This window comes from Pseudomonas wenzhouensis, from assembly GCF_021029445.1.
GTDB classification, from domain to species: domain Bacteria; phylum Pseudomonadota; class Gammaproteobacteria; order Pseudomonadales; family Pseudomonadaceae; genus Aquipseudomonas; species Aquipseudomonas wenzhouensis.
This window is the reverse complement of record NZ_CP072610.1, coordinates 2708560-2730090: the sequence shown is the minus strand read 5'-3', so window position 1 is coordinate 2730090 and position 21531 is coordinate 2708560. Positions and strand designations below refer to the sequence as shown.

The 21531-nt window shown below is 63.3% G+C and carries 17 protein-coding genes and 1 pseudogene; 11 read left to right on the top strand and 7 right to left on the bottom strand.

What is annotated here, in order from left to right; all coding sequences use genetic code 11:
• Nucleotides 1-28 precede the first annotated feature (28 nt).
• Nucleotides 29-1693 carry an electron transfer flavoprotein-ubiquinone oxidoreductase gene (locus J7655_RS12530; RefSeq protein WP_230924732.1) on the bottom strand — a complete coding sequence of 555 codons (1665 nt, stop codon included), beginning with the start codon at nucleotides 1691-1693 and terminating at the stop codon, nucleotides 29-31.
• A gap of 324 nt (nucleotides 1694-2017) precedes the next feature.
• Between J7655_RS12530 and J7655_RS12525 the strand changes: the two genes are divergently transcribed.
• The 3 genes from J7655_RS12525 to ltrA all read left to right on the top strand — a co-directional run bounded on the left by J7655_RS12525 (nucleotide 2018) and on the right by ltrA (nucleotide 5603).
• Entirely contained in the window at nucleotides 2018-2767 is a 750-nt protein-coding gene (locus J7655_RS12525) for an electron transfer flavoprotein subunit beta/FixA family protein (RefSeq protein ID WP_024307880.1), read from the top strand.
• Nucleotides 2768-3697, top strand: coding sequence for an electron transfer flavoprotein subunit alpha/FixB family protein (locus tag J7655_RS12520; RefSeq protein WP_230924731.1), 930 nt, complete (start codon nucleotides 2768-2770; stop codon nucleotides 3695-3697). It abuts the gene before it with no gap.
• Between the two features lie 580 nt (nucleotides 3698-4277).
• On the top strand, nucleotides 4278-5603 hold the full coding sequence (gene ltrA, locus J7655_RS12515) for a group II intron reverse transcriptase/maturase (protein ID WP_230924730.1): 1326 nt from the start codon (nucleotides 4278-4280) through the stop codon (nucleotides 5601-5603).
• 767 nt (nucleotides 5604-6370) lie between these two features.
• Here ltrA and J7655_RS12510 read toward each other — a convergent pair.
• Nucleotides 6371-7289 (bottom strand): annotated as a pseudogene (locus J7655_RS12510) (alpha/beta fold hydrolase).
• 107 nt (nucleotides 7290-7396) lie between these two features.
• On the opposite strand from J7655_RS12510, the gene J7655_RS12505 reads away from it, so the two are divergent.
• The 8 genes from J7655_RS12505 to J7655_RS12470 all read left to right on the top strand — a co-directional run bounded on the left by J7655_RS12505 (nucleotide 7397) and on the right by J7655_RS12470 (nucleotide 14608).
• Nucleotides 7397-8230, top strand: a complete 834-nt coding sequence (locus J7655_RS12505) for a substrate-binding periplasmic protein (RefSeq protein WP_230924729.1) — start codon at nucleotides 7397-7399, stop codon at nucleotides 8228-8230.
• Nucleotides 8231-8239: 9 nt separating this feature from the next.
• Entirely contained in the window at nucleotides 8240-8590 is a 351-nt protein-coding gene (locus tag J7655_RS12500; RefSeq protein ID WP_230924728.1) for a DUF4398 domain-containing protein, read from the top strand.
• Nucleotides 8590-9402: an OmpA family protein gene (locus tag J7655_RS12495; protein ID WP_230924727.1), complete on the top strand. Its 813-nt coding sequence runs from the start codon at nucleotides 8590-8592 to the stop codon at nucleotides 9400-9402. The genes J7655_RS12500 and J7655_RS12495 overlap by 1 nt, the downstream gene beginning before the upstream one ends.
• 181 nt (nucleotides 9403-9583) lie before the next feature.
• Nucleotides 9584-11029 (top strand): aminotransferase-like domain-containing protein, encoded by a 1446-nt coding sequence (locus J7655_RS12490; protein WP_230924726.1) that lies wholly within the window; start codon nucleotides 9584-9586, stop codon nucleotides 11027-11029.
• An 86-nt stretch (nucleotides 11030-11115) separates the two neighbouring features.
• The gene (locus J7655_RS12485; RefSeq protein WP_230924725.1) at nucleotides 11116-12816 is read left to right on the top strand and encodes a vWA domain-containing protein; all 1701 of its coding nucleotides are present in this window, start codon (nucleotides 11116-11118) and stop codon (nucleotides 12814-12816) included.
• Nucleotides 12813-13385, top strand: coding sequence for an RNA polymerase sigma factor (locus tag J7655_RS12480; RefSeq protein ID WP_230924724.1), 573 nt, complete (start codon nucleotides 12813-12815; stop codon nucleotides 13383-13385). The genes J7655_RS12485 and J7655_RS12480 overlap by 4 nt, the downstream gene beginning before the upstream one ends.
• Entirely contained in the window at nucleotides 13382-14059 is a 678-nt protein-coding gene (locus tag J7655_RS12475) for a hypothetical protein (RefSeq protein ID WP_230924723.1), read from the top strand. Before J7655_RS12480 ends, J7655_RS12475 begins: the two co-directional genes overlap by 4 nt.
• 246 nt (nucleotides 14060-14305) lie before the next feature.
• Nucleotides 14306-14608 carry a hypothetical protein gene (locus tag J7655_RS12470; RefSeq protein ID WP_230924722.1) on the top strand — a complete coding sequence of 101 codons (303 nt, stop codon included), beginning with the start codon at nucleotides 14306-14308 and terminating at the stop codon, nucleotides 14606-14608.
• Between the two features lie 142 nt (nucleotides 14609-14750).
• Here the strand turns inward: J7655_RS12470 and J7655_RS12465 are convergent, their stop codons facing one another.
• From J7655_RS12465 to atuC, 5 genes are all read right to left on the bottom strand, one after another.
• Nucleotides 14751-15575, bottom strand: coding sequence for an SDR family oxidoreductase (locus J7655_RS12465; RefSeq protein WP_230924721.1), 825 nt, complete (start codon nucleotides 15573-15575; stop codon nucleotides 14751-14753).
• Nucleotides 15576-15684: 109 nt separating this feature from the next.
• Nucleotides 15685-17673, bottom strand: coding sequence for an acetyl/propionyl/methylcrotonyl-CoA carboxylase subunit alpha (locus J7655_RS12460; RefSeq protein WP_230924720.1), 1989 nt, complete (start codon nucleotides 17671-17673; stop codon nucleotides 15685-15687).
• 109 nt (nucleotides 17674-17782) lie between these two features.
• Nucleotides 17783-18580: an isohexenylglutaconyl-CoA hydratase gene (gene atuE, locus J7655_RS12455; RefSeq protein ID WP_230924719.1), complete on the bottom strand. Its 798-nt coding sequence runs from the start codon at nucleotides 18578-18580 to the stop codon at nucleotides 17783-17785.
• A 151-nt stretch (nucleotides 18581-18731) separates the two neighbouring features.
• Nucleotides 18732-19889 (bottom strand): citronellyl-CoA dehydrogenase, encoded by a 1158-nt coding sequence (atuD, locus tag J7655_RS12450; RefSeq protein ID WP_230924718.1) that lies wholly within the window; start codon nucleotides 19887-19889, stop codon nucleotides 18732-18734.
• A 25-nt stretch (nucleotides 19890-19914) separates the two neighbouring features.
• A complete protein-coding gene (atuC, locus tag J7655_RS12445) occupies nucleotides 19915-21531 on the bottom strand; it encodes an acyl-CoA carboxylase subunit beta (protein ID WP_230924717.1) in 1617 nt (538 codons plus the stop codon).

Sequence of the window (21531 nt, the reverse complement as noted above, 5' to 3'; positions counted from 1 at the left end):
GAGGGAGCCTTTTTCATGCTGGCGCGAATTACATGTTGGGGTAATTCGGGCCGCCGGTGCCTTCCGGCGCCACCCAGGTGATGTTCTGCGCCGGATCCTTGATGTCGCAGGTCTTGCAGTGAACGCAGTTCTGCGCGTTGATCTGGAACTTCTTCTCGCCGTCTTCCTGTGTCACCACCTCGTACACGCCGGCCGGGCAGTAGCGCTGCGCCGGTTCGTCGTACAGCGGCAGGTTCTTCGCCAGCGGAATGCTCGGATCGCTGAGCTTGAGGTGGCAGGGCTGCTCTTCTTCGTGGTTGGTATTGGAGAGGAATACCGAGCTCAGTTTATCAAAGCTCAGTTTGCCGTCCGGTTTCGGGTAGGTGATCTTCGTGCACTCGGCTGCAGGCTTCAGGCAGGCGTAGTCCGGCTTGTTGTCGTGCAGGGTGAAGGGGGCCTTGCCGCCGAAGATGTTCTGGTCCAGCCAGTTGATACCGCCGCCGACGAGGGTGCCGTACTTGTGGATGGCCGCGCCGAAGTTGCGGCTGCGGAACAGTTCGTCATACAGCCAGCTGGCCTTGAAGCCATCGACGTAGTTGGTCAGCTCGTCACCGCCTTCGCGGCCGGCGGCCAGGGCTTCGGCGATGGCGTCAGCCGCCAGCATGCCGGATTTCATCGCGGTGTGGCTGCCCTTGATCTTGGCGAAGTTCAGGGTGCCGAGGTCGCAGCCGATCAGCGCGCCGCCCGGGAAGACCATCTTCGGCAGCGAGTTAAGGCCGCCCTTGCAGATGGCGCGGGCACCGTAAGCCACACGTTTGCCGCCTTCCAGGTACCGAGCGATCACCGGGTGGTGCTTGTAGCGCTGGAACTCGTCGAACGGCGACAGGTGCGGGTTGGCGTAGGACAGGTCGATGATCAGACCCACCACGACCTGGTTGTTTTCCAGGTGGTAAAGGAAGGAGCCACCGGTGTTCTCGGTACCCATGATGTCCATCGGCCAGCCGGCGGTGTGCACCACCAGGCCTTGCTCATGCTTGGCCGGATCGATATCCCAGATTTCCTTGATGCCGATACCGTAGTGTTGGGCATCGGCTTCGCTGTCGAGGTTGTATTTCTTGATCAACTGCTTGCCGATGTGGCCACGGCAGCCTTCGGCGAACAGGGTGTACTTGGCACGCAGCTCCATGCCCGGGGTGTAGTAGCCTTCCTTGGGGTTGCCTTCGCGGTCGACGCCCAGATCGCCAGTGACGATGCCACGTACCACGCCGTTCTCGTCGATGAGCGCTTCCTGGGCGGCGAAACCCGGATAGATCTCGACGCCCAGGTTTTCGGCCTGCTGGGCCAGCCAGCGGCACAGGTTGCCCAGGGAAATGATGTAGTTGCCTTCGTTGTGCATGGTTTTCGGCACAAAGAAGTCAGGAATTCGGGTAGCCTTGTCGGCGTCGCGCAGCAGGTAGATATCGTCGCGTTTGACCGGGGTGTTGAGCGGGGCGCCAAGTTCTTTCCAGTCAGGGAAGAGTTCGTTCAGTGCGCGTGGCTCGAACACCGCGCCGGAGAGGATGTGAGCGCCCACTTCGGAGCCTTTTTCGACCACGCAAACGCTGATCTCCTGGCCCGCTTCTGCGGCTTTCTGCTTCAGTCGGCAGGCGGCGGACAGGCCAGACGGGCCGGCGCCGACGATGACGACGTCGAACTCCATAAATTCGCGTTCCACAGGCTATCTCCTACTCAAGGCTCTTCGATGTTTTATAGGGGAGGGTACAGCTCGCTCCCTAAGCACGGTGCAGGCATTATATCTACACCCTCTCGACGGGCCAATACAAACGTTTGTTTGAATTTTCTGTAGGCCTGCTAGAATCCTACTACATCGCAGATGACCGGCCGGTTCGCTGTATTGACCAGGCCAGGCTGCGGGGTCAAGATACGGGCGGTTTTGCGCTCGCCGTCTGAGCTAAAAGGTTGGATGCGGTCGCTTTTGCATCACCGGCCAGGCTCGCCTTGGCGACATTCTTATTCACCGGAGAGTAACGAGGAATCCATGAAGGTTCTTGTAGCTGTCAAACGAGTGGTTGACTACAACGTCAAGGTTCGCGTCAAGGCGGACAACAGCGGCGTCGACCTCGCCAACGTCAAGATGTCCATGAACCCCTTCTGCGAAATCGCCGTGGAAGAGGCCGTACGCCTGAAGGAAAAGGGCGTGGCGAGCGAGATCGTCGTCGTCACCATCGGCCCGGCTACTGCGCAGGAGCAACTGCGCACCGCGCTGGCCCTCGGCGCCGACCGTGCCATCCTGGTCGAGTCCAACGATGAGCTGAACTCCCTGGCCGTGGCCAAACTGCTCAAAGCTGTGGTCGACAAGGAGCAGCCGCAGCTGGTGATCATGGGCAAGCAAGCCATCGACAGCGATAACAACCAGACCGGCCAGATGCTGGGCGCCCTGACTGGCTTCGGCCAAGGCACCTTCGCCTCCAAGGTCGAAGTGGCTGGCGACAAGGTCAACGTCACCCGTGAGATCGATGGCGGTCTGCAGACCGTTGCGCTGAACCTGCCGGCGATCGTCACCACTGACCTGCGTCTGAACGAGCCGCGCTACGCGTCGCTGCCGAACATCATGAAGGCCAAGAAAAAGCCGCTGGAAACCGTTACCCCGGACGCGCTGGGCGTTTCCACCGCTTCCACCGTCAAGACTCTGAAAGTCGAAGCACCGGCTGCTCGCAGCGCCGGCATCAAGGTCAAGTCCGTGGCTGAACTGGTCGAGAAACTGAAGAACGAGGCGAAGGTAATCTAAATGACTATCCTGGTTATCGCTGAACACACCAATGCCGCCCTGGCGCCCGCTACCCTGAACACCGTTGCTGCGGCGCAGAAGATCGGTGGCGATATTCACGTTCTGGTAGCCGGTGCCAACGCTGGCGCTGCTGCCGACGCCGCTGCCAAGATCGCTGGCGTAGCCAAGGTGCTGGTTGCCGACAACGCGGCCTATGCCAACCAGCTGCCGGAAAACGTCGCGCCGCTGGTAGCCGAGCTGGGCAAGAACTACAGCCACATCCTGGCTGCCGCCACCAGCAACGGCAAGAACATCCTGCCGCGCGTCGCTGCTGCCCTGGACGTCGATCAGATCTCCGAGATAATCGCCGTTGAAAGCGCCGACACCTTCAAGCGTCCGATCTATGCCGGTAACGCCATCGCCACCGTGCAGTCCTCGGCTGCCGTCAAGGTGATCACTGTGCGTAGCACTGGTTTCGACGCTGTTGCTGCCGAAGGCGGCAGCGCTGCCATTGAAGCCGTTTCCGGCCCGGCCGATGCCGGCAAGTCCGCCTTCGTCGGCGAAGAGCTGGCCAAGTCCGATCGTCCGGAACTGACGGCTGCCAAGATCGTCGTTTCCGGCGGTCGTGGCATGGGCAATGGCGACAACTTCAAGCACCTGTACGCGCTGGCCGACAAGCTGGGCGCTGCCGTCGGCGCTTCCCGCGCTGCCGTCGACGCCGGTTTCGTGCCGAACGACATGCAGGTCGGTCAGACCGGCAAGATCGTTGCGCCGCAGCTGTACATCGCCGTCGGTATCTCCGGTGCGATCCAGCACCTGGCTGGTATGAAAGATTCCAAGGTGATCGTTGCGATCAACAAGGACGAAGAGGCGCCGATCTTCCAGGTGGCTGACTACGGTCTGGTTGCTGACCTGTTCGAAGCCGTACCGGAGCTGGAAAAGTCGGTCTAAGCCGCTTTCCCGCAACGAAAAACCCGCTCACTAGAGCGGGTTTTTTATTGGGTGCGCCAGGCATGGCGCGTAGCGCCGTGACTGGCGCTGTTCGGTTCACTGTGGTGGTGAACCGGACGACTTGGAGGTGAAAGTCCTCTGCACGCCCGGCAAGGGGAAGTGCTAGCGGAAGGCAAGGGTGTCGCGGGTGACTGCGAATCTGAAGGAAGCCGGAAGCAAATGGCTGGCCTGACGAACAGGAAGCGGATGGAGGCGGCGTAGCGGGGTGAGACGGCCCAATTCGTCAAAGCCCGGTACTTGCACGGCACGCTACGACGTAGATCCGCCAGGCATAAGCCGGAAGGTCGCGCGAATTACCCTGGGAGATCTGCATGTTTGCCGCTGGGCTACCGGGCGTCGAGAGGCGACGGGATGGGCGTGCAGAAGTCAGCCGAGGCCGTAGTAAGTGACGAGCAACCACGTCACCAAGGGCCGAACAGGTCATACCGCCGGTAGGCGTTGGAGTCTCATGGGATGTCGAACCGCAGAAGCTTCCCCCCAGGGGAAGGCTGTTCCCCGGCATGGTGGACGGAATCCGCGCATGCCGGCTGACAGTGCGCAGACACCGATGGCGTCTGTAACGTGGACGAAAGCGGAGCCGAACGCGCTGATGGAGCGGGTGCTGTCGCCGGCGAACCTGAGGCGTGCGTATCGACGGGTGGTGAACAACCGGGGCGCACCTGGGGCCGATGGCCTGTCGGTGGACGAACTCGCGGGCTACCTGAAGCAGTATTGGCCGTCCCTGCGGGAGCGGCTGCAGACGGGTGAATACCAGCCGCACGGCGTCCGTGCGGTGAACATTCCCAAGCCCGAGGGCGGGGTCAGAACGCTGGGGATACCCAGCGTGCTGGATCGCCTGATCCAGCAGGCGCTGCTGCAGCAACTGACGCCGCTTTTCGAACCGCTGTTCTCGGACTTCAGCTACGGCTTTCGTCCGGGGCGCAGCGCGCACCAGGCCATCGAAATGGCCCGCGCCCATGTGGCGTCGGGCTATCGCTGGAGCGTGGAACTGGACCTGGAGAAATTCTTCGACCGGGTCGACCACGATCTGCTGATGGATCTGCTGGCGCGTCAGGTCGAAGACCCGCGTGTGCGGCGGCTGGTTCGGCGCTACCTGGAAGCCGGTGTCATGGCGGATGGGCTCGTGAGCCTGCGACGAGAAGGCACGCCGCAAGGCGGGCCGCTCTCGCCCCTGCTCTCGAACATCCTGCTGAACGAGCTGGACCAGGAGCTGAGCCGGCGCGGCCATCGCTTCGTGCGCTATGCCGACGACGCGAACGTCTACGTCCGCAGTCGGCAGGCGGGCGAGCGGGTGCTGGCCAGTCTGGAGCGTTTCCTGGAGCAGCGGCTGCGGTTGCGGTTGAACCGGGCCAAGAGCCAGGTCATCCGCCCGTGGCGCAGCAGTTACCTGGGCTACGGCATGACCGTGCACCGGCAGCCGAAACTGCGGATTGCCGGCAGCAGTCTGCAGCGCCTGCGCGAACGGGTGAAAAGCCTGCTACGTGCTAGGCGGGGTAGTCAGCTGACCTGGCTGATCGAGCGGCTCAACCCGGTTCTGCGTGGCTGGAGCAGCTACTTCAAGCTGAGCCAGAGCAAGCGGCCTGTGGAAGAGCTGGATGGCTGGGTGCGGCGGTTGCTGCGCAATGTGCTGTGGCGGCACTGGAAACGACCGGTTACCCGGGCACGCAATCTGATGCGGCTGGGCTTACCGGAGGAGCGGGCCTGGAAGTCGGCCACCAACGGGCGCGGCCCCTGGTGGAACGCCGGCGCCTTGCACCTGCGGCAGGCGCTGCCGAAGAAACGCTGGGATGCGCTTGGACTGGTGTCAATACTGGATACGATCACTCGGCTTAGCCGTATGGCCTGAACCGCCGTATACGGAACCGTACGTACGGTGGTGTGAGAGGACGGCGGGGGCGACCCCGCCTCCTACTCGATTGCGCCAGGCATGGCGCGTAGCGCCGTGACTGGCGCTGTTCGGTTCACTGTGGTGGTGAGCTGGACGACTAGGAGGTGAAAGTCCTCTACACACCCGGCAAGGGGAAGTGTTAGCCAGAGGCAAGGGTGTCGTGGGTGACTGCGAATCTGAAGGAAGCCCGAGGCAAAATGCTGGCCTGACGAACAGGAAGCGGATTAGGCGGTGCAGCGGGGTAAGGTAGCCAAAATTGCCAAAGCCCAATACTTGCACGGAACGCTGTGACGTAGATCCGACAGGCATAAGCAGGAAAGTCGCGCGAATTACCCTGGGAGATCTGTTTGACCTGCCATGTGCTACCGGCGCCGCGAGGTGACGGGATGGGCGAACAGAAGTCAGCAGAGGCCGTAGTAGTTGCTCGCAACCGGAGCAATGAAGGGCTGAACCTGTCATGAGTGGATAGTCAGGTGTGCTCTCTGTTGGAGCGTAAAGCAGAAGCGTCGTGAACAGCGGCGGTCGAGACCATCAGGAGGTAGGAGTCGGAAACTCCGAGGGCCGGTCTGGGCGCTTAGTTACCACGGGCGACACATCAACGGAACCAAGCTCGCTGACGCTGTTGGTCAGTAGGCAGGAACCGCCGTATACGGAACCGTACGTACGGTGGTGTGGGAGGACGGCGGGGGTGACCCCGCCTCCTACCCGATCCTGTGTGCCGGGTGTCACTTCAGGCCTTCCAGAAATCGCCGATAGAGCAGGGCGCTTTCTTCGGGACGCTCAAGCATGGGGGCGTGACCAACGTCATCCATGGTCACCACGCTGTGCTGGCGCAGCAACGGTTGCATGACTTCGATGCTGGATACGTCCAGCACTCGATCCTGTTTGCCCCACAGCAGTAAGGTGGGTGCCTGGATTCCTGTCAGCTGGGGCTCCAGAGCAATGGCGCGTTCCCGCAACTGCTTGAACACCATCTCGTAATGCCCGGCACGGGCCATGGCGCGCTCACCCAGATAGCGCTTGAGCGACTCGGGCAGATAGGGCGGCTCGACGAAGATGAAGTGCAGCAGCTTGTCAAAATCCTGCGGCTGCCTGATCACCAGGGGATTGGGCTCGCCACGAGCGAGCAGGCGATACAGCTCGCTCTTGTGCGGGCTGTCGATTCCGGCATTGGCGAACAGCGCCAGCGAGCGGACGCGTTCCGGGTAGCGTGCGGCGAAGAGGGCGGCGATCTGTCCGCCCATCGAGTTACCCAGCACGTGCGCCTGCTGGATACCCATGGCGGCGAGAATATCCGCCAGACGTTCGGCCTGAGTGCCGGTATCGTAGCTACCGCTAGGCAGGTCGCTGTCGCCGAAGCCTGGCAGATCCAGGGCAATGACGCGATAGTTCGCGGTCAGGTGGCGAGCAAAGCGCAGCCAGTTATCCTTGTCGGCGGCAAAACCATGAAGCAGCACCAGCGTTTCAGCGCTTGCCGGCCCTCCCTGGTAGTAATGGATGTTAAGATTATGGACAGTCAGCTGCTCGTGAGCGAGACCGGCGCGGTAGCAGACGCAGGCTGGCCAGTTGAGTCGCAGGAAAGAAATACAGCGTAGCTGCGCTACCTGACAGCAGGAGCAGCAGCGCGAACAGCAGTTTTTTCATGGCGCGTCCTTATCGCACTGATTCCGGTGGCGCCATTAAGCTAGCATGAATACACAGGACTCCGGGGCCGCTGTCCCGCCGACCCACGTATGATCCGAGAGTAGCCAATGCCTGAGCGTTGTCTGTTTAAGTCGCTGTTGTTGTGGTGCGCACTGGTCGTCATGCCAACTGCGGCCCTTGCTGCTGGTAAATGCGAGCGCCTGGTGGCGACCGGTAACCCCGAGTACCCGCCCTATCTCTGGCGTGATCCGCAGAACCCGCAGCAACTGGTCGGCGCCAATGCTGATTTGCTCAAGCATTTGGGTAAAGAGCTGGGTGTGGTGATCGACGTGATTTACACCGGGCCATGGTCACGCGCGCAGGATGAAGTGCGTACCGGTCGTGTCGATCTGATTGCGGGCGCGTTCATCACCCTGCCGCGTCTGGAGCAAATGGATTATGTGCACCCAGCGTTCTTCTATACGCCCAGCGTAGTCTGGGTGCGCAAGGGTGAAGCCTTCCCCTATGGCAGCTGGATCGACCTGCAGGGACATACCGGCGATACGCTGGTGGGCAACAGTTTCGGTCAGCAGTTCGACACCTTTGCCAAGCAGAACCTGACGCTCGAAGGGGTATCGAGCCTGACTCAGGCCTTCCAGAAGTTACTGCTCGGTCGCACCGATTATGTGCTGTACGAACGCTATCCCGGCCTGGCACTCGCTGAAACGCTGGGGATGGATGATGACCTCGAGGTGCTGGATCCGCCGATTTCCAGCGAAGGCCTCTACCTTACCCTGTCGCACAATTCGGCGTGCAACGAGCCCTGGCTGCGTGGCCAGCTGGCGCGGAAGATGACAGAAATGGTCGCCGCCGGGCTGCCTGAGCAGTTCCTGCAACGCAATCTGGATCTGTGGAAGGCGCAGCAGATGCAGCCTGATCCGGTTGGCGACGTCACTCAGTAGGAAATTTTCGTGATCAATCGAACCCTTCCCTTGCTGCTGGCGCTGGGCCTGACGGCCTGCGCCAGCGATCCTGCACCCACCGAGCAGCTGCGGCTGACCGAACAGGCCTTGGCGCAGACCAAATCCCTGGGTGTCGTCAGCGAGCAGTCCGCTTCATTGCTACAAGCCGAAAGCAAGCTCGCCCAGGCTCAGAGCGCCATGCAGGACGGCGAAAACAAGCAGGCACGGCAACTTGCCGAGCAGGCCGAACTGGATGCACGCCTGGCCGAGGCTGAGCATCTGAACGCCAAGGGCCGTGAGCAACTGACCGAGCTCAACCAGCGTATCGGTCGGCTGCGCCAGCAATTGGGGGCGATGTGATGAAGACTTTCGGTCATTTCGGCGCGGTGGTACTGGCTGGTGCCGTTCTGAGTGGCTGCGTCAGCAGTCAGCCGGCAAGCGAGCAGGCTCTGGAGGAGGCGCGTATCAGCTTCCAGTCGGTCAAGGAGGATCCTAATGTACTGCGTGCCGCGCCCAAGGATGTGATTCGCGCAGGCGAGTCCCTGGCGCGTGCCGAGCGACTGTCCAGTTATTGGGGCAGTGGCGACGATGTACGTCATTACGCCTACCTCAGTCAGCGCTATGCCGAGATCGCCCGGCAACATAGCGATATCAGCCTCAACCAGGAGCGTGCGGCCAAGCTGGAACTGGAGCGTCAGCGTCTGCAACTGACCCTGCGTGAAGCCAAACTGCTCAGCGTGCAGCAGCATAACGGCTGGCTGGAAGAGCAGATGGTCAGCCTGGCCACCAGCGAGACCGAGCGCGGCCTGGTGATGACCCTGGGCGACATGCTGTTCGATGCCGGTCGCGCTGATCTGCAGCCGGCGGCCAACCGTACTGTGCTCAAACTCGTGCAGTTTCTGCAGATCAATCCGCAGCGGCGTGTGCGTATCGAGGGCTACACCGACAACACCGGCGATGCGGCGGAGAATCTCGAACTGTCGCGCGCGCGCGCGCAGGCTGTAGCCGACCTGCTGGTCGACCTGGGCGTCGATGCCAAGCGTATTCAGGTGGTTGGCTACGGCGTGGACTTTCCCGTTGCGGAAAACGCCTCGGCACGTGGTCGGGCGCAGAATCGGCGGGTGGAAATCGTCTTCTCCGATGAGCGAGGTCAGCTTGGCGCAGAGCGTTGATCGCCTGGTACCGAACCTGAAAACCCCGGCGCGCCCGGGGTTTTTTATGTTCGGAACACGGCATTTACGCAATCTGTGACCAGCAAAGTGCTGCGTACGGTAAAAACAGATCGCATCTGTGCCGGTACAATTGTGTAGCAATAGGTTACTGTTATGCTCCTGTGCCCCGGAGGATATCGCCATGACCAATCTGCTGCTCTATCAACGTATCGCCCAGCAGTTGGCCGAGGATATTCGTCGCGGCGTCTATCAGCCCGGCGAGCGTGTGCCGTCCGTACGCAAGATGAGCGCCCAGCTCAACGTCAGCCACGCCACCGTTTTGCAGGCGTACGCTAATCTCGAAGATCAGGGGCTGATCCGTGCGCGCCCGCAATCGGGTTTCTACGTACATCAGACGCCAGCCCTGACCGCGCCGACGCCGGATATCGCCAAGGTCGAACGGCCTGGTCTGGTCACCCGCGCCAGTATCATCAACCAGGTCCTCACCGAGTCGCGTCGTGAGGGCGTATTCCCGCTGGGTGCTGCGGTGCCGCATGTCGACTATTTGCCGGTGCGGGCGTTGCACCAGCAACTGGCCAAGGTCACCCGTTTTCACAGTCCGCGCGCCTTCAGCTACATGTTCAGCCCCGGTTTCGAACCGTTGCGCCGCCAGGTGGCGATCCGCATGCGTGATGCCGGTGTGGTGGTCGACCCGTCCGAGGTGGTGATCACCCATGGCTGCGTCGATGCGCTGCAGATGAGCCTGCGCGTGTTGACCAAGCCGGGCGACCTGATCGCGGTGGAGTCGCCGACCTACTATGGTCTGCTGCAACTGGCCGATCTGCTGGGGCTCAAGGTCATCGAGATCCCGTGCGATCCGACCACCGGCATCAGCCTCGAAGCGCTGCAACTGGCGGCCAACCAGTGGCCGATCAAGGCGCTGGTGCTGACGGCACGTCTATCCAACCCACTCGGCGGCACCATCCCCGAGGAGCGTCAGCGCCAGTTGCTGCGCCTGGCCGGCGATTACGATTTCCAGATCGTCGAGGACGACATCTACGGCGAGCTGATGTTCGAACAGGGCCCGACCAAGGCGCTCAAATCCCATGATCGCGACAGCCGGGTGATCTACTGTTCGAGCTTCTCCAAGACGCTGTCGCCCGGTGTGCGCATCGGCTGGATCGTCGCTGGCAAGTATCAGGACGAGATCCAGCGGCTGCAGACCTTTTCCACCCATTCGGCGTGCAGCGTCACCCAGATGGCGGTGGCGGCCTACCTGGAAAATGGCGGGTATGACCGCCATCTGCGGCATATCCGTCAGGAGTACCGCAAGAACCTCAGCGCCTTCCAGCTGGCGGTACAGCAGTATTTCCCGGTCGGTACGCAGATGACCCGGCCCAAGGGCGGCTTCATCCTCTGGATCAGCCTGCCCGCGCGGGTCAACACCAAGGATCTGCACGTGCGCGCGCTGCAGCAGGGCATTTCCATCGCCCCCGGGCTGATCTTCAGCAATACCGAACAGTTCAACCATTGTGTGCGCCTCAACTGCGGCATTCCATGGAACCGTGAGGCGGAGAGGGCGCTGATGACGTTGGGCATGCTGGCCACGCAGCTGTGCCAGGAAGCGGGCGGTTCGTGGGAAGGTTGAGCAGGCACGTTCTGGTTTAACCCGATTCACCTCAAGGCTGCGTCTACCTGAGCGAAGGTCTCGTGCCATTGCTCAGGAGGTGCAGCATGCCCGCTTATGCCTTGTTGCTCGTTCGTCTGTTCGCCGTCGGTTTTTCGGCGGGCACCGTGCTGTTGCTTGCCGCTTGCAGCGCCTCTGGCCCGGAGCCGGAAGCCCAGGCCAATTCGGAACCGGCGGTGACACTTGTCCGTGAACGTCTGGCTGCGCCTGCGGCTGCCGAGATGCATGTCGAGGCCAGTCAGAAGCGCATGGCGCCGATGGCCTACGCGCCGGCCCCCGTCGCCGATATCCTGCCGCCGAGCTACCGTGACGAGTCGCGTGAGCAATACCAGGCCTATGCCGACAACCCGGTATTCGCCGTTGCCGAAACGCCGGTGTCCACCTTCAGCATCGACGTCGATACCGGCAGCTACGCCAACGTGCGGCGTTTCCTCAACGGTGGGCAACTACCACCGAAGGATGCCGTGCGCCTGGAGGAGCTGGTCAACTACTTCCCCTATGCCTATCCGTTGCCGCAGGGTGACGTACCTTTCGGCGTCAGCACCGAGCTGGCGGTGACGCCGTGGAACCCGCAGACGCGCCTGCTGCGCATCGCCATCAAGGCATCGGATCGCAGCGTGGAGGAGCTGCCGCCGGCCAACCTGGTGTTCCTGGTCGACGTGTCCGGGTCGATGCATCGCCGTGAAGGTCTACCGATGGTGCAGGGCACGCTGAAATTGCTGGTCGAGCAGCTGCGCCCGCAGGATCGTGTCTCGCTGGTCACCTATGCCGGTAACAGCCAGGTGGTGCTGGACTCCACGCCCGGCAGTGACACGGTGAAGATTCGTGCGGCTATCGATCAACTCAGCGCTGGCGGTTCGACGGCAGGGGAGTCAGGCATTCAGTTGGCCTATCAGCAGGCAAGCAAGCATATGATCGAGGGCGGCATCAACCGCATCCTGCTGGCCACCGACGGCGACTTCAATGTTGGCATCAGCGACTTCGACAGCCTCAAGCAACTGGCGGCGGACAAGCGCAACACAGGCGTCTCGCTGACCACCCTGGGTTTCGGCGTGGACAACTACAACGAGCGCCTGATGGAGCAACTGGCCGATGCCGGCAACGGCAATTACGCCTATATCGACAACCTGCGCGAGGCGCGCAAGGTGCTGGTGGATCAGCTCGGCTCGACCCTGGCCACCGTGGCCAGCGACGTGAAGCTGCAACTGGAATTCAACCCGAGCGAAGTCAGCGAATACCGCTTGCTGGGCTACGAGAACCGCGCGCTCAAGCGCGAGGACTTCAGCAACGACAAGGTCGATGCCGGCGATATTGGCGCTGGCCACACGGTCACTGCGCTCTACGAGATTGTTCCCGCCGGCGGCAAGGGCTGGCTGGAGCCGCTGCGCTACCAGGCCGCGACCTCGCCAGCGGGCAAGGCGGATGAACTGGCCTGGCTGCGGATTCGCTACAAGGCGCCAGGCGAGGCAGCCAGCCGTTTGCTGGAGCGCCCCATCGCGCGTGCCGAGGCCAAGCCGATAAGCGCTGCCAGCGAGGATCTGCGCTTCGCCGCTGCGGTCGCGGCCTTCGCCCAGCAGCTCAAGGACGGTCGCTACACCGGCGACTTCGACCTGGCGCAGAGCATCGAGCTGGCGCGCTCGGCCAGGGGCGAGGATCGCTTCGGCCTGCGCGGCGAGTTCATCCAACTGGCCGAAATTGCCCAGAGCCTGCACACTTCCGGCTCCACCCCCGCACGAGTTCAGCAGTGAACGCACCTCTCACGGATGACGACGCCGCTCTATTGCGACGTTACCGCCGCGGTGATGCCGCAGCCTTCAACGCGCTGTACCAGCGCCATCGGCTGGGTCTGTTCCGCTTTCTGCTCGGCCTGTGTGGCGATCATGCCCTGGCCGAGGAAGTGTTCCAGGAAACCTGGATGAGCCTGATCCGCAGCCAGAGCGAGCAGCGCGAGGCGGTGCTGTTCAAGACCTGGCTGTACCAGATCGCCCGCAACCGTTTGATCGACCACTGGCGCAAGACGGGTCGTCATCAGACCGGACATGACGAATATGACGAAGGCCAGCACGCCCAGGCCGATCCGCAGCCAGGCCCGGAGCAGCACTGGTGGCTGACCCGCGACAAAGAACGGTTGCAGGCGGCGCTGGCTGACCTGCCGGAAGATCAGCGCGAGGTGTTCCTGTTGCGTGCCCATGGCGACCTGGAACTGAACGAGATTGCCGAGTTGACCCGCACGCCGGCTGAGACGGTCAAGAGCCGTTTGCGCTATGCCCTGCAGAAACTGCGCCGGCTGCTGGCCACCGAGGAGTTGTCCGTATGACCCATGAACGAGAACCGCTGGATCACGAACAAGAGCTGTTGGCGCATTTCCGTGCCCATGGCAGCGGTGAACCCTCGGCCGAGATGGATGCGCGCATCCTGGCGGCGGCCAATGCGGCCGCCCGTGAAGCACAGCAGGCCGACAAGGCTGAATCTGGCAGGGCGCAACGCCTGCACCAATGGCTGTTCGGCAGCGGTCGTCAGCGCTGGTCGGTGGCGCTAGCCGGGCTGGCTTGCGTGGGGATCGGCGTCAGCCTTACCTGGCGTACGCTGGAGCAAACGCCGGAGGCCTTCGATGCCGTGCCGCCCAGCGTGGCGATGAGCCCTGCCGCGCCAGCACCTGCATCGATGGCGGCCAAGCGGGCTGCGGAGGTTGAGCCGATGGCGCGTATGGCTGTTCCTCAGGAGCGCCTCAAAGCTGAGGCTGTTGCACGATCAGCGCAGCCGACCGCGATGGCGGATGAAGCCCTGAGCAGTGCTACTGCCATCGCACCGATGGCCGAGCTGGTGATCCAGAGCGAACTGCGCGAGGCGTTGCTGCGTCTGCTGGCGCTGCGCAAGGCCAATCAGCAGGAGGAGGCGCAGCGGTTGCTGGAGCAGCTCAAGGCCGATTATCCGCAACTGGATATCGAGGCCGAGCTTGAGCATCTGGCTAAGGAGCCGTCAGCCGAATGAGCGGTCGGGTAAAAGTCCTGTAAGTCGACTTGTCAGGCGCGCCCAGGCGGAGGAGCATGGGCGCGTTACTGATCGAGTTACCCTTGTCCCATGATGCGTAAGTCCATTTTACTGTTGCTGTGTTTGGGTTGGCTGAGCGCCTGCGAGCGTGCGCCTGAGCCTGTTGCGCAGCAGCCTGCACCTGAGCCCGCCGTGGTTAGCGCGCCTCAACCTGCGCCGCCTGCCAAGGTGGTCGAAAACAAACCCGTGCCTCCCGCCAAAGCGCCTGTTGCCGCCAAGCCCAAACCTGCTGCAGCACCACAGCCTAAACCTGCCGAGCCCGAGGCGAAGCTGGCACTGGATCTCAGCGTGCCGCAGGAGTTGTTCGAGCAGGCGCTGGAAAACGAAACCCGCGAGGAACTCTCGCCAGTGCTGCCGCCGCTGTTTGGCGAGAAACCCGACGTCCAGAGTCCGTTCCAGATCAGCGGTCGGCTGATCAGCAACGAGCGTGTCGACGACTACTGGGACTCCATCGAAGGCGCCGAGGTGCAGTTCGAGTTCAAGCAGTAGCCGTGTGTACCGGGCAAGGCGCGATCCCGACGCTTGTCTCGGTGCACGCGGCTCGGGTGTCCGTAGCCCGGATGTAACCCGGGGAATCCGCGCATGGGATACCCGGATTGCATCCGGGTTACGAAGCCACGCGTCTTAGGCCTTAGTCGACAAACAGATCCGGCACTAGGCTGCCGCCAGCGGGATCGAAACGGTACTGCTCGAAATCGTTGACGCCCCGTTCGCGCAGGATGTCCTCGTCGATCAGCAGACGCCCGCTGATGCTGCGGCCTTCGCTGCTCAGAATCGCATGGGCGGCGTCAGCCATGATCGCCGGCGTGCGCGCACGTTTGAAGGCGTCGCGGCTGCCCAGTTCGAATTCGATGGCGGCGGTGGCGATCATGGTCTTCGGCCACAGCGAGTTGACGCTGATGCCGTACTTCTTGAACTCCTCGCTCATGCCCATGGTGAGCATGCTCATGCCGTACTTGGTGACGGTGTAGGGGCCGTGCTGGGCGAACCACTTGGCATCGAGGTTGAGTGGCGGCGAGAGGTTGAGAATATGCCCACCCGCGCTCTTCTTCAGATAGGGAAGTGCCGCCTGGCTGCAGACCATCACTGCGCGGGTGTTGATCTGGTACATCAGGTCGAATCGCTTGGGTTCGAGTTTTTCCACGCCCACCAGCTTGATCGCGCCGGCGTTGTTGACCAGGGCGTCGATGCCGCCGAAATGCTCGGCAGCCTGGGCCATGGCGGCGGCCACGGCCTGTTCGTCGCGCACGTCCAGCTGCAGTGCCAGGGCCTTGCCGCCAGCGGCTTCGACCTCGGCGGCGACGCTGAAGATGGTGCCTTCCAGTTTCGGGTGTGGCTCGGCGCTCTTGGCCGCGATGACGATGTTGGCGCCATCGGCGGCGGCCTTGAGGGCGATCTCGCGGCCGATGCCACGGCTGGCGCCAGTGATGAACAGGGTTTTGCCGGACAGTGACATGGGCGTGCTCCTTCTTGTTGTTATGGGGCCGTGGGAAGGGCCGGGCGGCGATCCGCTTTAGCCGCGATGAACAACGCTCGCGGCTAAAGCCCCTCCCACGGTGATGTAGTCAAACCTCGGCGGCTTCGATTTCCACCAGCAACTGGCGATTCTTCACCTGATCGCCCTGGCTTACGCCGACGCGGCGAACGATGCCGTCGACGCCAGCCTTGAGCGGGTGCTCCATCTTCATCGCTTCCAGCACCAGCAGCAGTTGCCCTTTGCTCACGCTGGCGCCTTCGGCGATCAGCACGTCGACGATGGCGCCATCCATCGGTGCCTTTACCGCGCCGCTGCTGGCGGCGTTCTGGCCGCCTGCTGGCTCGTGAGTGACATCGACCAGCTCCAGGTTGCCGTGCTCACCATACAGCCACAGGTGCTCACCTTCGATGTGGTAAGCCTGGCGGCGGCGCACGCCGTCCAGCTCCAAAGTCAGCCAGCGGCCGTCGCTGGCCAGCAGGCGCAGGGACAGTTGTTCCTCACCCCGGCGCACGCAAAGGTGCGCTTGGGCGCCGCTGGCGAGTACGTCCAGCTCCACGGCGTGCTTGTGCTCGCCCTGCTTGAGAACGAAACGCCAGGGCGCGCTGCCGGCGCTGCGCCAGCCGGACAGGCCGGGTTGGTGTGCACGGGTGTCGGCCGAGACCTGGTAGAGCAGGGCGGCGGCCATGGCCAACTCGGCCAGGCTGGCGGTGTGTGGGTGCAGGCTGGGGTCATCCGCGAAATGTTCGGCGATGAACGCCGTGGTGGCGTTGCCGGCGGCGAACTCCGGATTCTTGAGGAGGTTGGCGAGGAAGCGCTGGTTGCCATTCACGCCCAGCAGCACGCACTGCTCGACGGCGCGTACCAGCTTGCGCCGGGCCTCGTCGCGGGTTTCGCCGTAGGCGATGACCTTGGCCAGCATCGGATCGTAGAAGGGCGTGACGGCCTGGCCTTCGACCAGGCCGTGGTCGATGCGCACGCCGGCCAGCAGTTCGGGCTCCCAGCGCAGCACCTGACCGGTTTGCGGCAGGAAGCCGGCGGCCGAGTCCTCGGCGTACAGGCGCACCTCCATGGCGTGGCCGGTGAGGCGAATCTCGTCCTGCTGCAGCGGCAGGGGCTGGCCTTCGGCCACGCGAATCTGCCAGGCCACCAGATCCTGTCCGGTAATCAGCTCGGTGACCGGGTGCTCGACCTGTAGGCGAGTGTTCATCTCCAGGAAGAAGAACTCGCCGGAGGTATCGAGTAGAAATTCCACGGTGCCGGCGCCGACGTAGTTGACCGAGGTAGCAGCCTTGACCGCCGCTTCACCCATGGCCTGGCGCAGATCGGGCGTCATGACCGGGCAGGGTGCTTCCTCGACCACCTTCTGGTGGCGGCGCTGCACCGAGCAGTCGCGCTCGCCGAGATAGACGATATTGCCGTGCTGGTCGCCGAAGACCTGGATCTCCACATGGCGTGGGCGGATCACCGCGCGTTCGAGGATCAGCTCGCCGGAGCCGAAGGCGTTCTGCGCCTCCGAGCGGGCGGTGCGGATCTGCCCCAGCAGTTCGGCGGATTCATGCACCAGGCGCATGCCACGGCCGCCGCCGCCGGCGCTGGCCTTGATCATCAGCGGGTAGCCGATGCGTTCGGCTTCGCGGGCCAGGGTGTCGTCATCCTGGGCGGCGCCTTCGTAGCCGGGGATGCAGGGCACGCCGGCTTCGAGCATGGCGATCTTCGATAGGCGCTTGCTGCCCATGAGGTGGATGGCTTCCACGGTCGGGCCGATAAAGACGATGCCGGCGGCTTCACAGGCGCGGGCGAAATCGGCGTTCTCGGAGAGGAAGCCATAGCCAGGATGGATGGCGTCGGCGCCGGTCTTGCGCGCGGCCTCAATGATGGCGTCGATGCGCAGGTAGGACTGGTTGACCTGGGCCGGGCCGATGCACACGGCTTCGTCGGCGATCTGTACGTGGCGGGCGTCGGCATCGGCCTCGGAGTACACCGCCACGGTGCGGTAGCCGAGTTCGATGGCGGTGCGCATCACCCGGCAGGCGATCTCGCCACGGTTGGCGATCAGGATCTTGTTGAATGCGGGCATCTTTGTGCTCCTGCTGTGCGTAGCCCGGATGCAATCCGGGGAATCATTTTGGCGAGCGCTCCCGGATTACATCCGGGCTACGGTCGATCATGTCAGTCCAGCCAATCCATCATTGCGCCCACTTCGGCTTACGCTTCTGCACGAAGGCCATGGTGCCTTCGACGCCCTCGGCGCCGGTCACGGCGGCAGCGAACTGTTCGGCTGCGCGGTCGAGCAACGGGCCGAGCGCTTCGCCTTCGCTGGCCAGCAGCAGGGCCTTGGTCTGCGCATTGGCCTGTGGCGCACATTGGCGAATCTGTTCCAGGGTCTCGTCCAGGCGCTGTTGCAGGGCGGCGTCACCGTCCTCGCAGTAATGCACCAGGCCCAGACGCAGGGCTTCGGCACCGTCGAAGCGGGCAGCGGTCAGCGCCAGGCGGCGCGCTTGGGTCAGGCCGATGCGGTGCACGACGAAGGGGGCGATCTGCGCCGGGAGGATACCTAGCGTGGTTTCCGGCAGGCCGAACTTGGCGCCGCTGGCAGCGATGGCCACATCGGATACGCAGGCCAGGCCGAAGCCGCCGCCGAGCACGGCGCCTTCCAGCACCGCCACCAGCACCTGCGGCGCGGCCTGAGCTTCTTCCAGCAGCGCACCGAAGGCGCGGTTCAGCTCGCGATAGGCGTCACCTCCCTTGGCGCGGGCGCCGGCCATGTCCTTGATATCGCCGCCGGCACAGAAGTGACCATCGGCACCACGCAGGACGAGGGCGCGCACGTTCGGATCATGACGCACGGCCTCCAGCGTAGCGCGCAGTTCGCCGACCATGGCCAGGCTCATGGCGTTGCGGCTGTCCGGGCGGTTGAGGGTGACGTGCAGCACGCCACCTTCTAGGTTCAGCAGCAGGGTTTCGCAGTGGGGCAGGTTGCTCATGGGGGCACCTTTAGATCGTTCCCACGCTCCGCGTGGAAATGCATTTGGCGACGCTCTGCGTCGCTGGAACGCGGAGCGTCCCGTTATGGGTTCCCACGCGGACGGTTCGACGCCTCGACGTGGGAAGCATCAGCTCGCAGAATCGTCCCGGCTATTTTTTCTTCCCGGGCAGAATGCCCATCAGCTTGCAGATGATGCCGAGCATGATTTCGTCGGCACCGCCGCCGATGCTGACCAGGCGCACGTCGCGGTAGGCGCGCGACACCGGGTTGTCCCACATGAAGCCCATGCCGCCCCAGTATTGCAGGCAGGCGTCGGACACCTCGCGGCCCAGGCGGCCGGCCTTGAGCTTGGCCATCGACGCCAGCTTGGTCACGTCACGACCTTTCACATACTGCTCGGTGGCCTGGTAGACCAGCGCACGCAGGCACTCGATATCGGTCTGCAGTTCGGCCAGGCGGAAGTGGATGACCTGGTTGTCGATCAGTGGTTGGCCAAAGGTGTGGCGCTGCTTGCAGTAGTCGATGGTGGTGTCGATGCAGTATTCCAGCCCCTTGATGATGTTGGCGGCGCCAAACAGACGCTCTTCCTGGAACTGCAGCATCTGCATCATGAAACCGGCGCCATCGTGGCCGATGCGATAGCGCTGCGGCACGCGCACGTTGTCGAAGAACACCTGAGCGGTTTCCGAGCTGCGCATGCCGAGCTTGTCCAGATGCGGGCTGACGGTGATGCCGGGCGTCTTCATCGGCACCACGATCAGCGATTTGTTGACGTGCGGCTTGTCGTCGCTGGTGTTGGCCAGCAGGCAGATGAAGTCGGCCGACGGCGAGTTGGTGATCCACATTTTGCTGCCGTTGATCACGTAGTCGTCGCCGTCCTTGCGGGCGGTGGTCTTCAGGCCCGCCACGTCTGAACCGGCGCCGACTTCGGAGACGCCGATGCAGCCAACCATCTCGCCGCTGATGGCCGGGCGCAGGAACTCCTCGCGCAGCTCATCGGAGCCGAAGCGCGCCAGGGCCGGGGTGCACATGTCGGTCTGCACGCCGATGGACATGGGGATGCCGCCGCAATGGATGGTGCCGAACTCTTCGGCGGCGACGATGGAGTAGCTGTAGTCCAGACCCATGCCACCGAATTTCTCCGGCTTGGAGATGCCCAGCAGGCCCAGTTCGCCAGCCTTCTTGAAAATGTCGTGGATGGGGAAGCGGCCTTCCTTTTCCCACTCATCGACGTGCGGGTTGATTTCCTTGTCGACGAAGTTGCGCACGGTGCGGCGGAGTTCTTCGTGCTCTTGAGTGAAGATCATTGTTGTTGTGCTCCGATGATGAGGGTCAGAAACGGGCGACGCCGAAACGGTTGGATTTCAGAGGTCGCAGGTTGGCTTCGGCGCAGATGTCCAGCAAGAAGCCCAGCAGCTTGCGCGTGTCGCGCGGGTCGATCAGGCCGTCGTCCCACAGGCTGGCGGTGCCATAGAGGGCAGTGGACTGGCTGTCGAGTTTCTGCGCAGTGACGTGCTCGAGCATGTCGAGCATTTTCGGATCGGCTTCCTTGCCTTCCTTGGCGTGCTTATCCTCGGTGACGATGCGCAGCACCTTGCCGGCCTGGGCGCCGCCCATCACGGCGGTGCGGCTGTTGGGCCAGGCGAAGATGAAGCGCGGGTCGAGGCCGCGGCCGCACATGGCGTAGTTGCCGGCGCCGTAGGAGCCGCCGACGACGATGGTGAGCTTGGGCACGGTGGCGTTGGCCACGGCCTGGATCATCTTCGAGCCGTGCTTGATCACGCCGTTTTGTTCCGATTCCGTCCCGACCATAAAGCCGGTGGTGTTGTGGAAGAACAGGATCGGCGTGTTGCTCTGCTCGCACAGCTGGATGAACTGCGCTGCCTTGGCCGCACCCTGCGGGGTGATCGGGCCGTTGTTGCCGATGAAGCCGCAGGCCTGGCCTTCGATCTGCAGGTGGCCGCAGACGGTCTGGCTGTCGAACTCGTTCTTGAAGTCGAGGAACTCCGAGCCATCGGCGATGCGCGCGATGATCTCGCGTACGTCGTAGGGCTTCTTGGCATCGGCCGGCACCAGGCCGAGCAGTTCCTCGGCCGGGTACAGCGGTTCGCGCCAGGTGAGCTTCTCACGAGCGGGCAGTTGCTGGTTCCACGGCAGCATGCCAAGGATCTCGCGTGCCAGGCGCACGCCGTCGGCGTCGTTCTCGGCCAGGTACTCGGCGGTACCGGCGACTTGCGCGTGCATTTCCGCGCCGCCCAGTTGCTCGTCGGTGGCGATTTCACCGGTGGCGGCTTTGAGCAGAGGCGGGCCGGCGAGGAACATCTTGGCCTTGCCGCGCACCACCACCACGTAGTCCGACAGGCCCGGCTGGTAAGCCCCGCCAGCAGTGCTGGAGCCATGCACCACGGTGACCTGCGGCAGGCCCATGGCGGACATGCGCGCCTGGTTGGCGAAGCCGCGCGCGCCCTCGACGAAGATGTCGGCGGCGTAGTTGAGGTTGGCGCCACCGCTTTCGGCCAGGGTCACCACCGGCAGCTTGTTCTCGAAGGCGATCTGCTGCAGACGCAGGGATTTCTTCAGGCCGGTGGGGGAGATGGTGCCGCCCTTGATCGCGCTGTTGTTGGCGATCACCAGGCAACGCACACCGGCGATGTAGCCGATGCCGGCGATCAGGCCGCCACCTGCCTGGCTGCCGTCCTTGTCGTCGTGCAGTTTGTAGCCTGCCAGCGAGGACAGTTCGAGGAACGGCGCGCCGGCATCGAGCAGCAGGTTGATGCGTTCACGCGGCAGCAACTGGCCGCGCTTCTCGAACTTGGCCTTGGCTTCCTGCGCCTTGTCGAGCACCTTCTGCTCCACGTCACGGAAGGCCGCGATGGCACTCAGCATGGCTTCGCGGTTCTGCGCGAAGGCTTCGCCATGGACATCGATTTCCGATTGGATCACGGGCAT

What these genes read in the sequence shown, in the direction of transcription:
- atuE (WP_230924719.1), bottom strand. Translation starts at nt 18,580, where the DNA reads ATGAGCAACCTGCCCCACTGCGAAACCCTGCTGCTGAACCTAGAAGGT.
- atuD (WP_230924718.1), bottom strand. Translation starts at nt 19,889, where the DNA reads ATGATCTTCACTCAAGAGCACGAAGAACTCCGCCGCACCGTGCGCAAC.
- J7655_RS12525 (WP_024307880.1), top strand. Translation starts at nt 2,018, where the DNA reads ATGAAGGTTCTTGTAGCTGTCAAACGAGTGGTTGACTACAACGTCAAG.
- J7655_RS12490 (WP_230924726.1), top strand. Translation starts at nt 9,584, where the DNA reads ATGACCAATCTGCTGCTCTATCAACGTATCGCCCAGCAGTTGGCCGAG.
- J7655_RS12465 (WP_230924721.1), bottom strand. Translation starts at nt 15,575, where the DNA reads ATGTCACTGTCCGGCAAAACCCTGTTCATCACTGGCGCCAGCCGTGGC.
- J7655_RS12475 (WP_230924723.1), top strand. Translation starts at nt 13,382, where the DNA reads ATGACCCATGAACGAGAACCGCTGGATCACGAACAAGAGCTGTTGGCG.
- J7655_RS12505 (WP_230924729.1), top strand. Translation starts at nt 7,397, where the DNA reads ATGCCTGAGCGTTGTCTGTTTAAGTCGCTGTTGTTGTGGTGCGCACTG.
- ltrA (WP_230924730.1), top strand. Translation starts at nt 4,278, where the DNA reads ATGCCGGCTGACAGTGCGCAGACACCGATGGCGTCTGTAACGTGGACG.
- atuC (WP_230924717.1), bottom strand. Translation starts at nt 21,531, where the DNA reads ATGCCCGTGATCCAATCGGAAATCGATGTCCATGGCGAAGCCTTCGCG.
- J7655_RS12460 (WP_230924720.1), bottom strand. Translation starts at nt 17,673, where the DNA reads ATGCCCGCATTCAACAAGATCCTGATCGCCAACCGTGGCGAGATCGCC.
- J7655_RS12520 (WP_230924731.1), top strand. Translation starts at nt 2,768, where the DNA reads ATGACTATCCTGGTTATCGCTGAACACACCAATGCCGCCCTGGCGCCC.
- J7655_RS12485 (WP_230924725.1), top strand. Translation starts at nt 11,116, where the DNA reads ATGCCCGCTTATGCCTTGTTGCTCGTTCGTCTGTTCGCCGTCGGTTTT.
- J7655_RS12495 (WP_230924727.1), top strand. Translation starts at nt 8,590, where the DNA reads ATGAAGACTTTCGGTCATTTCGGCGCGGTGGTACTGGCTGGTGCCGTT.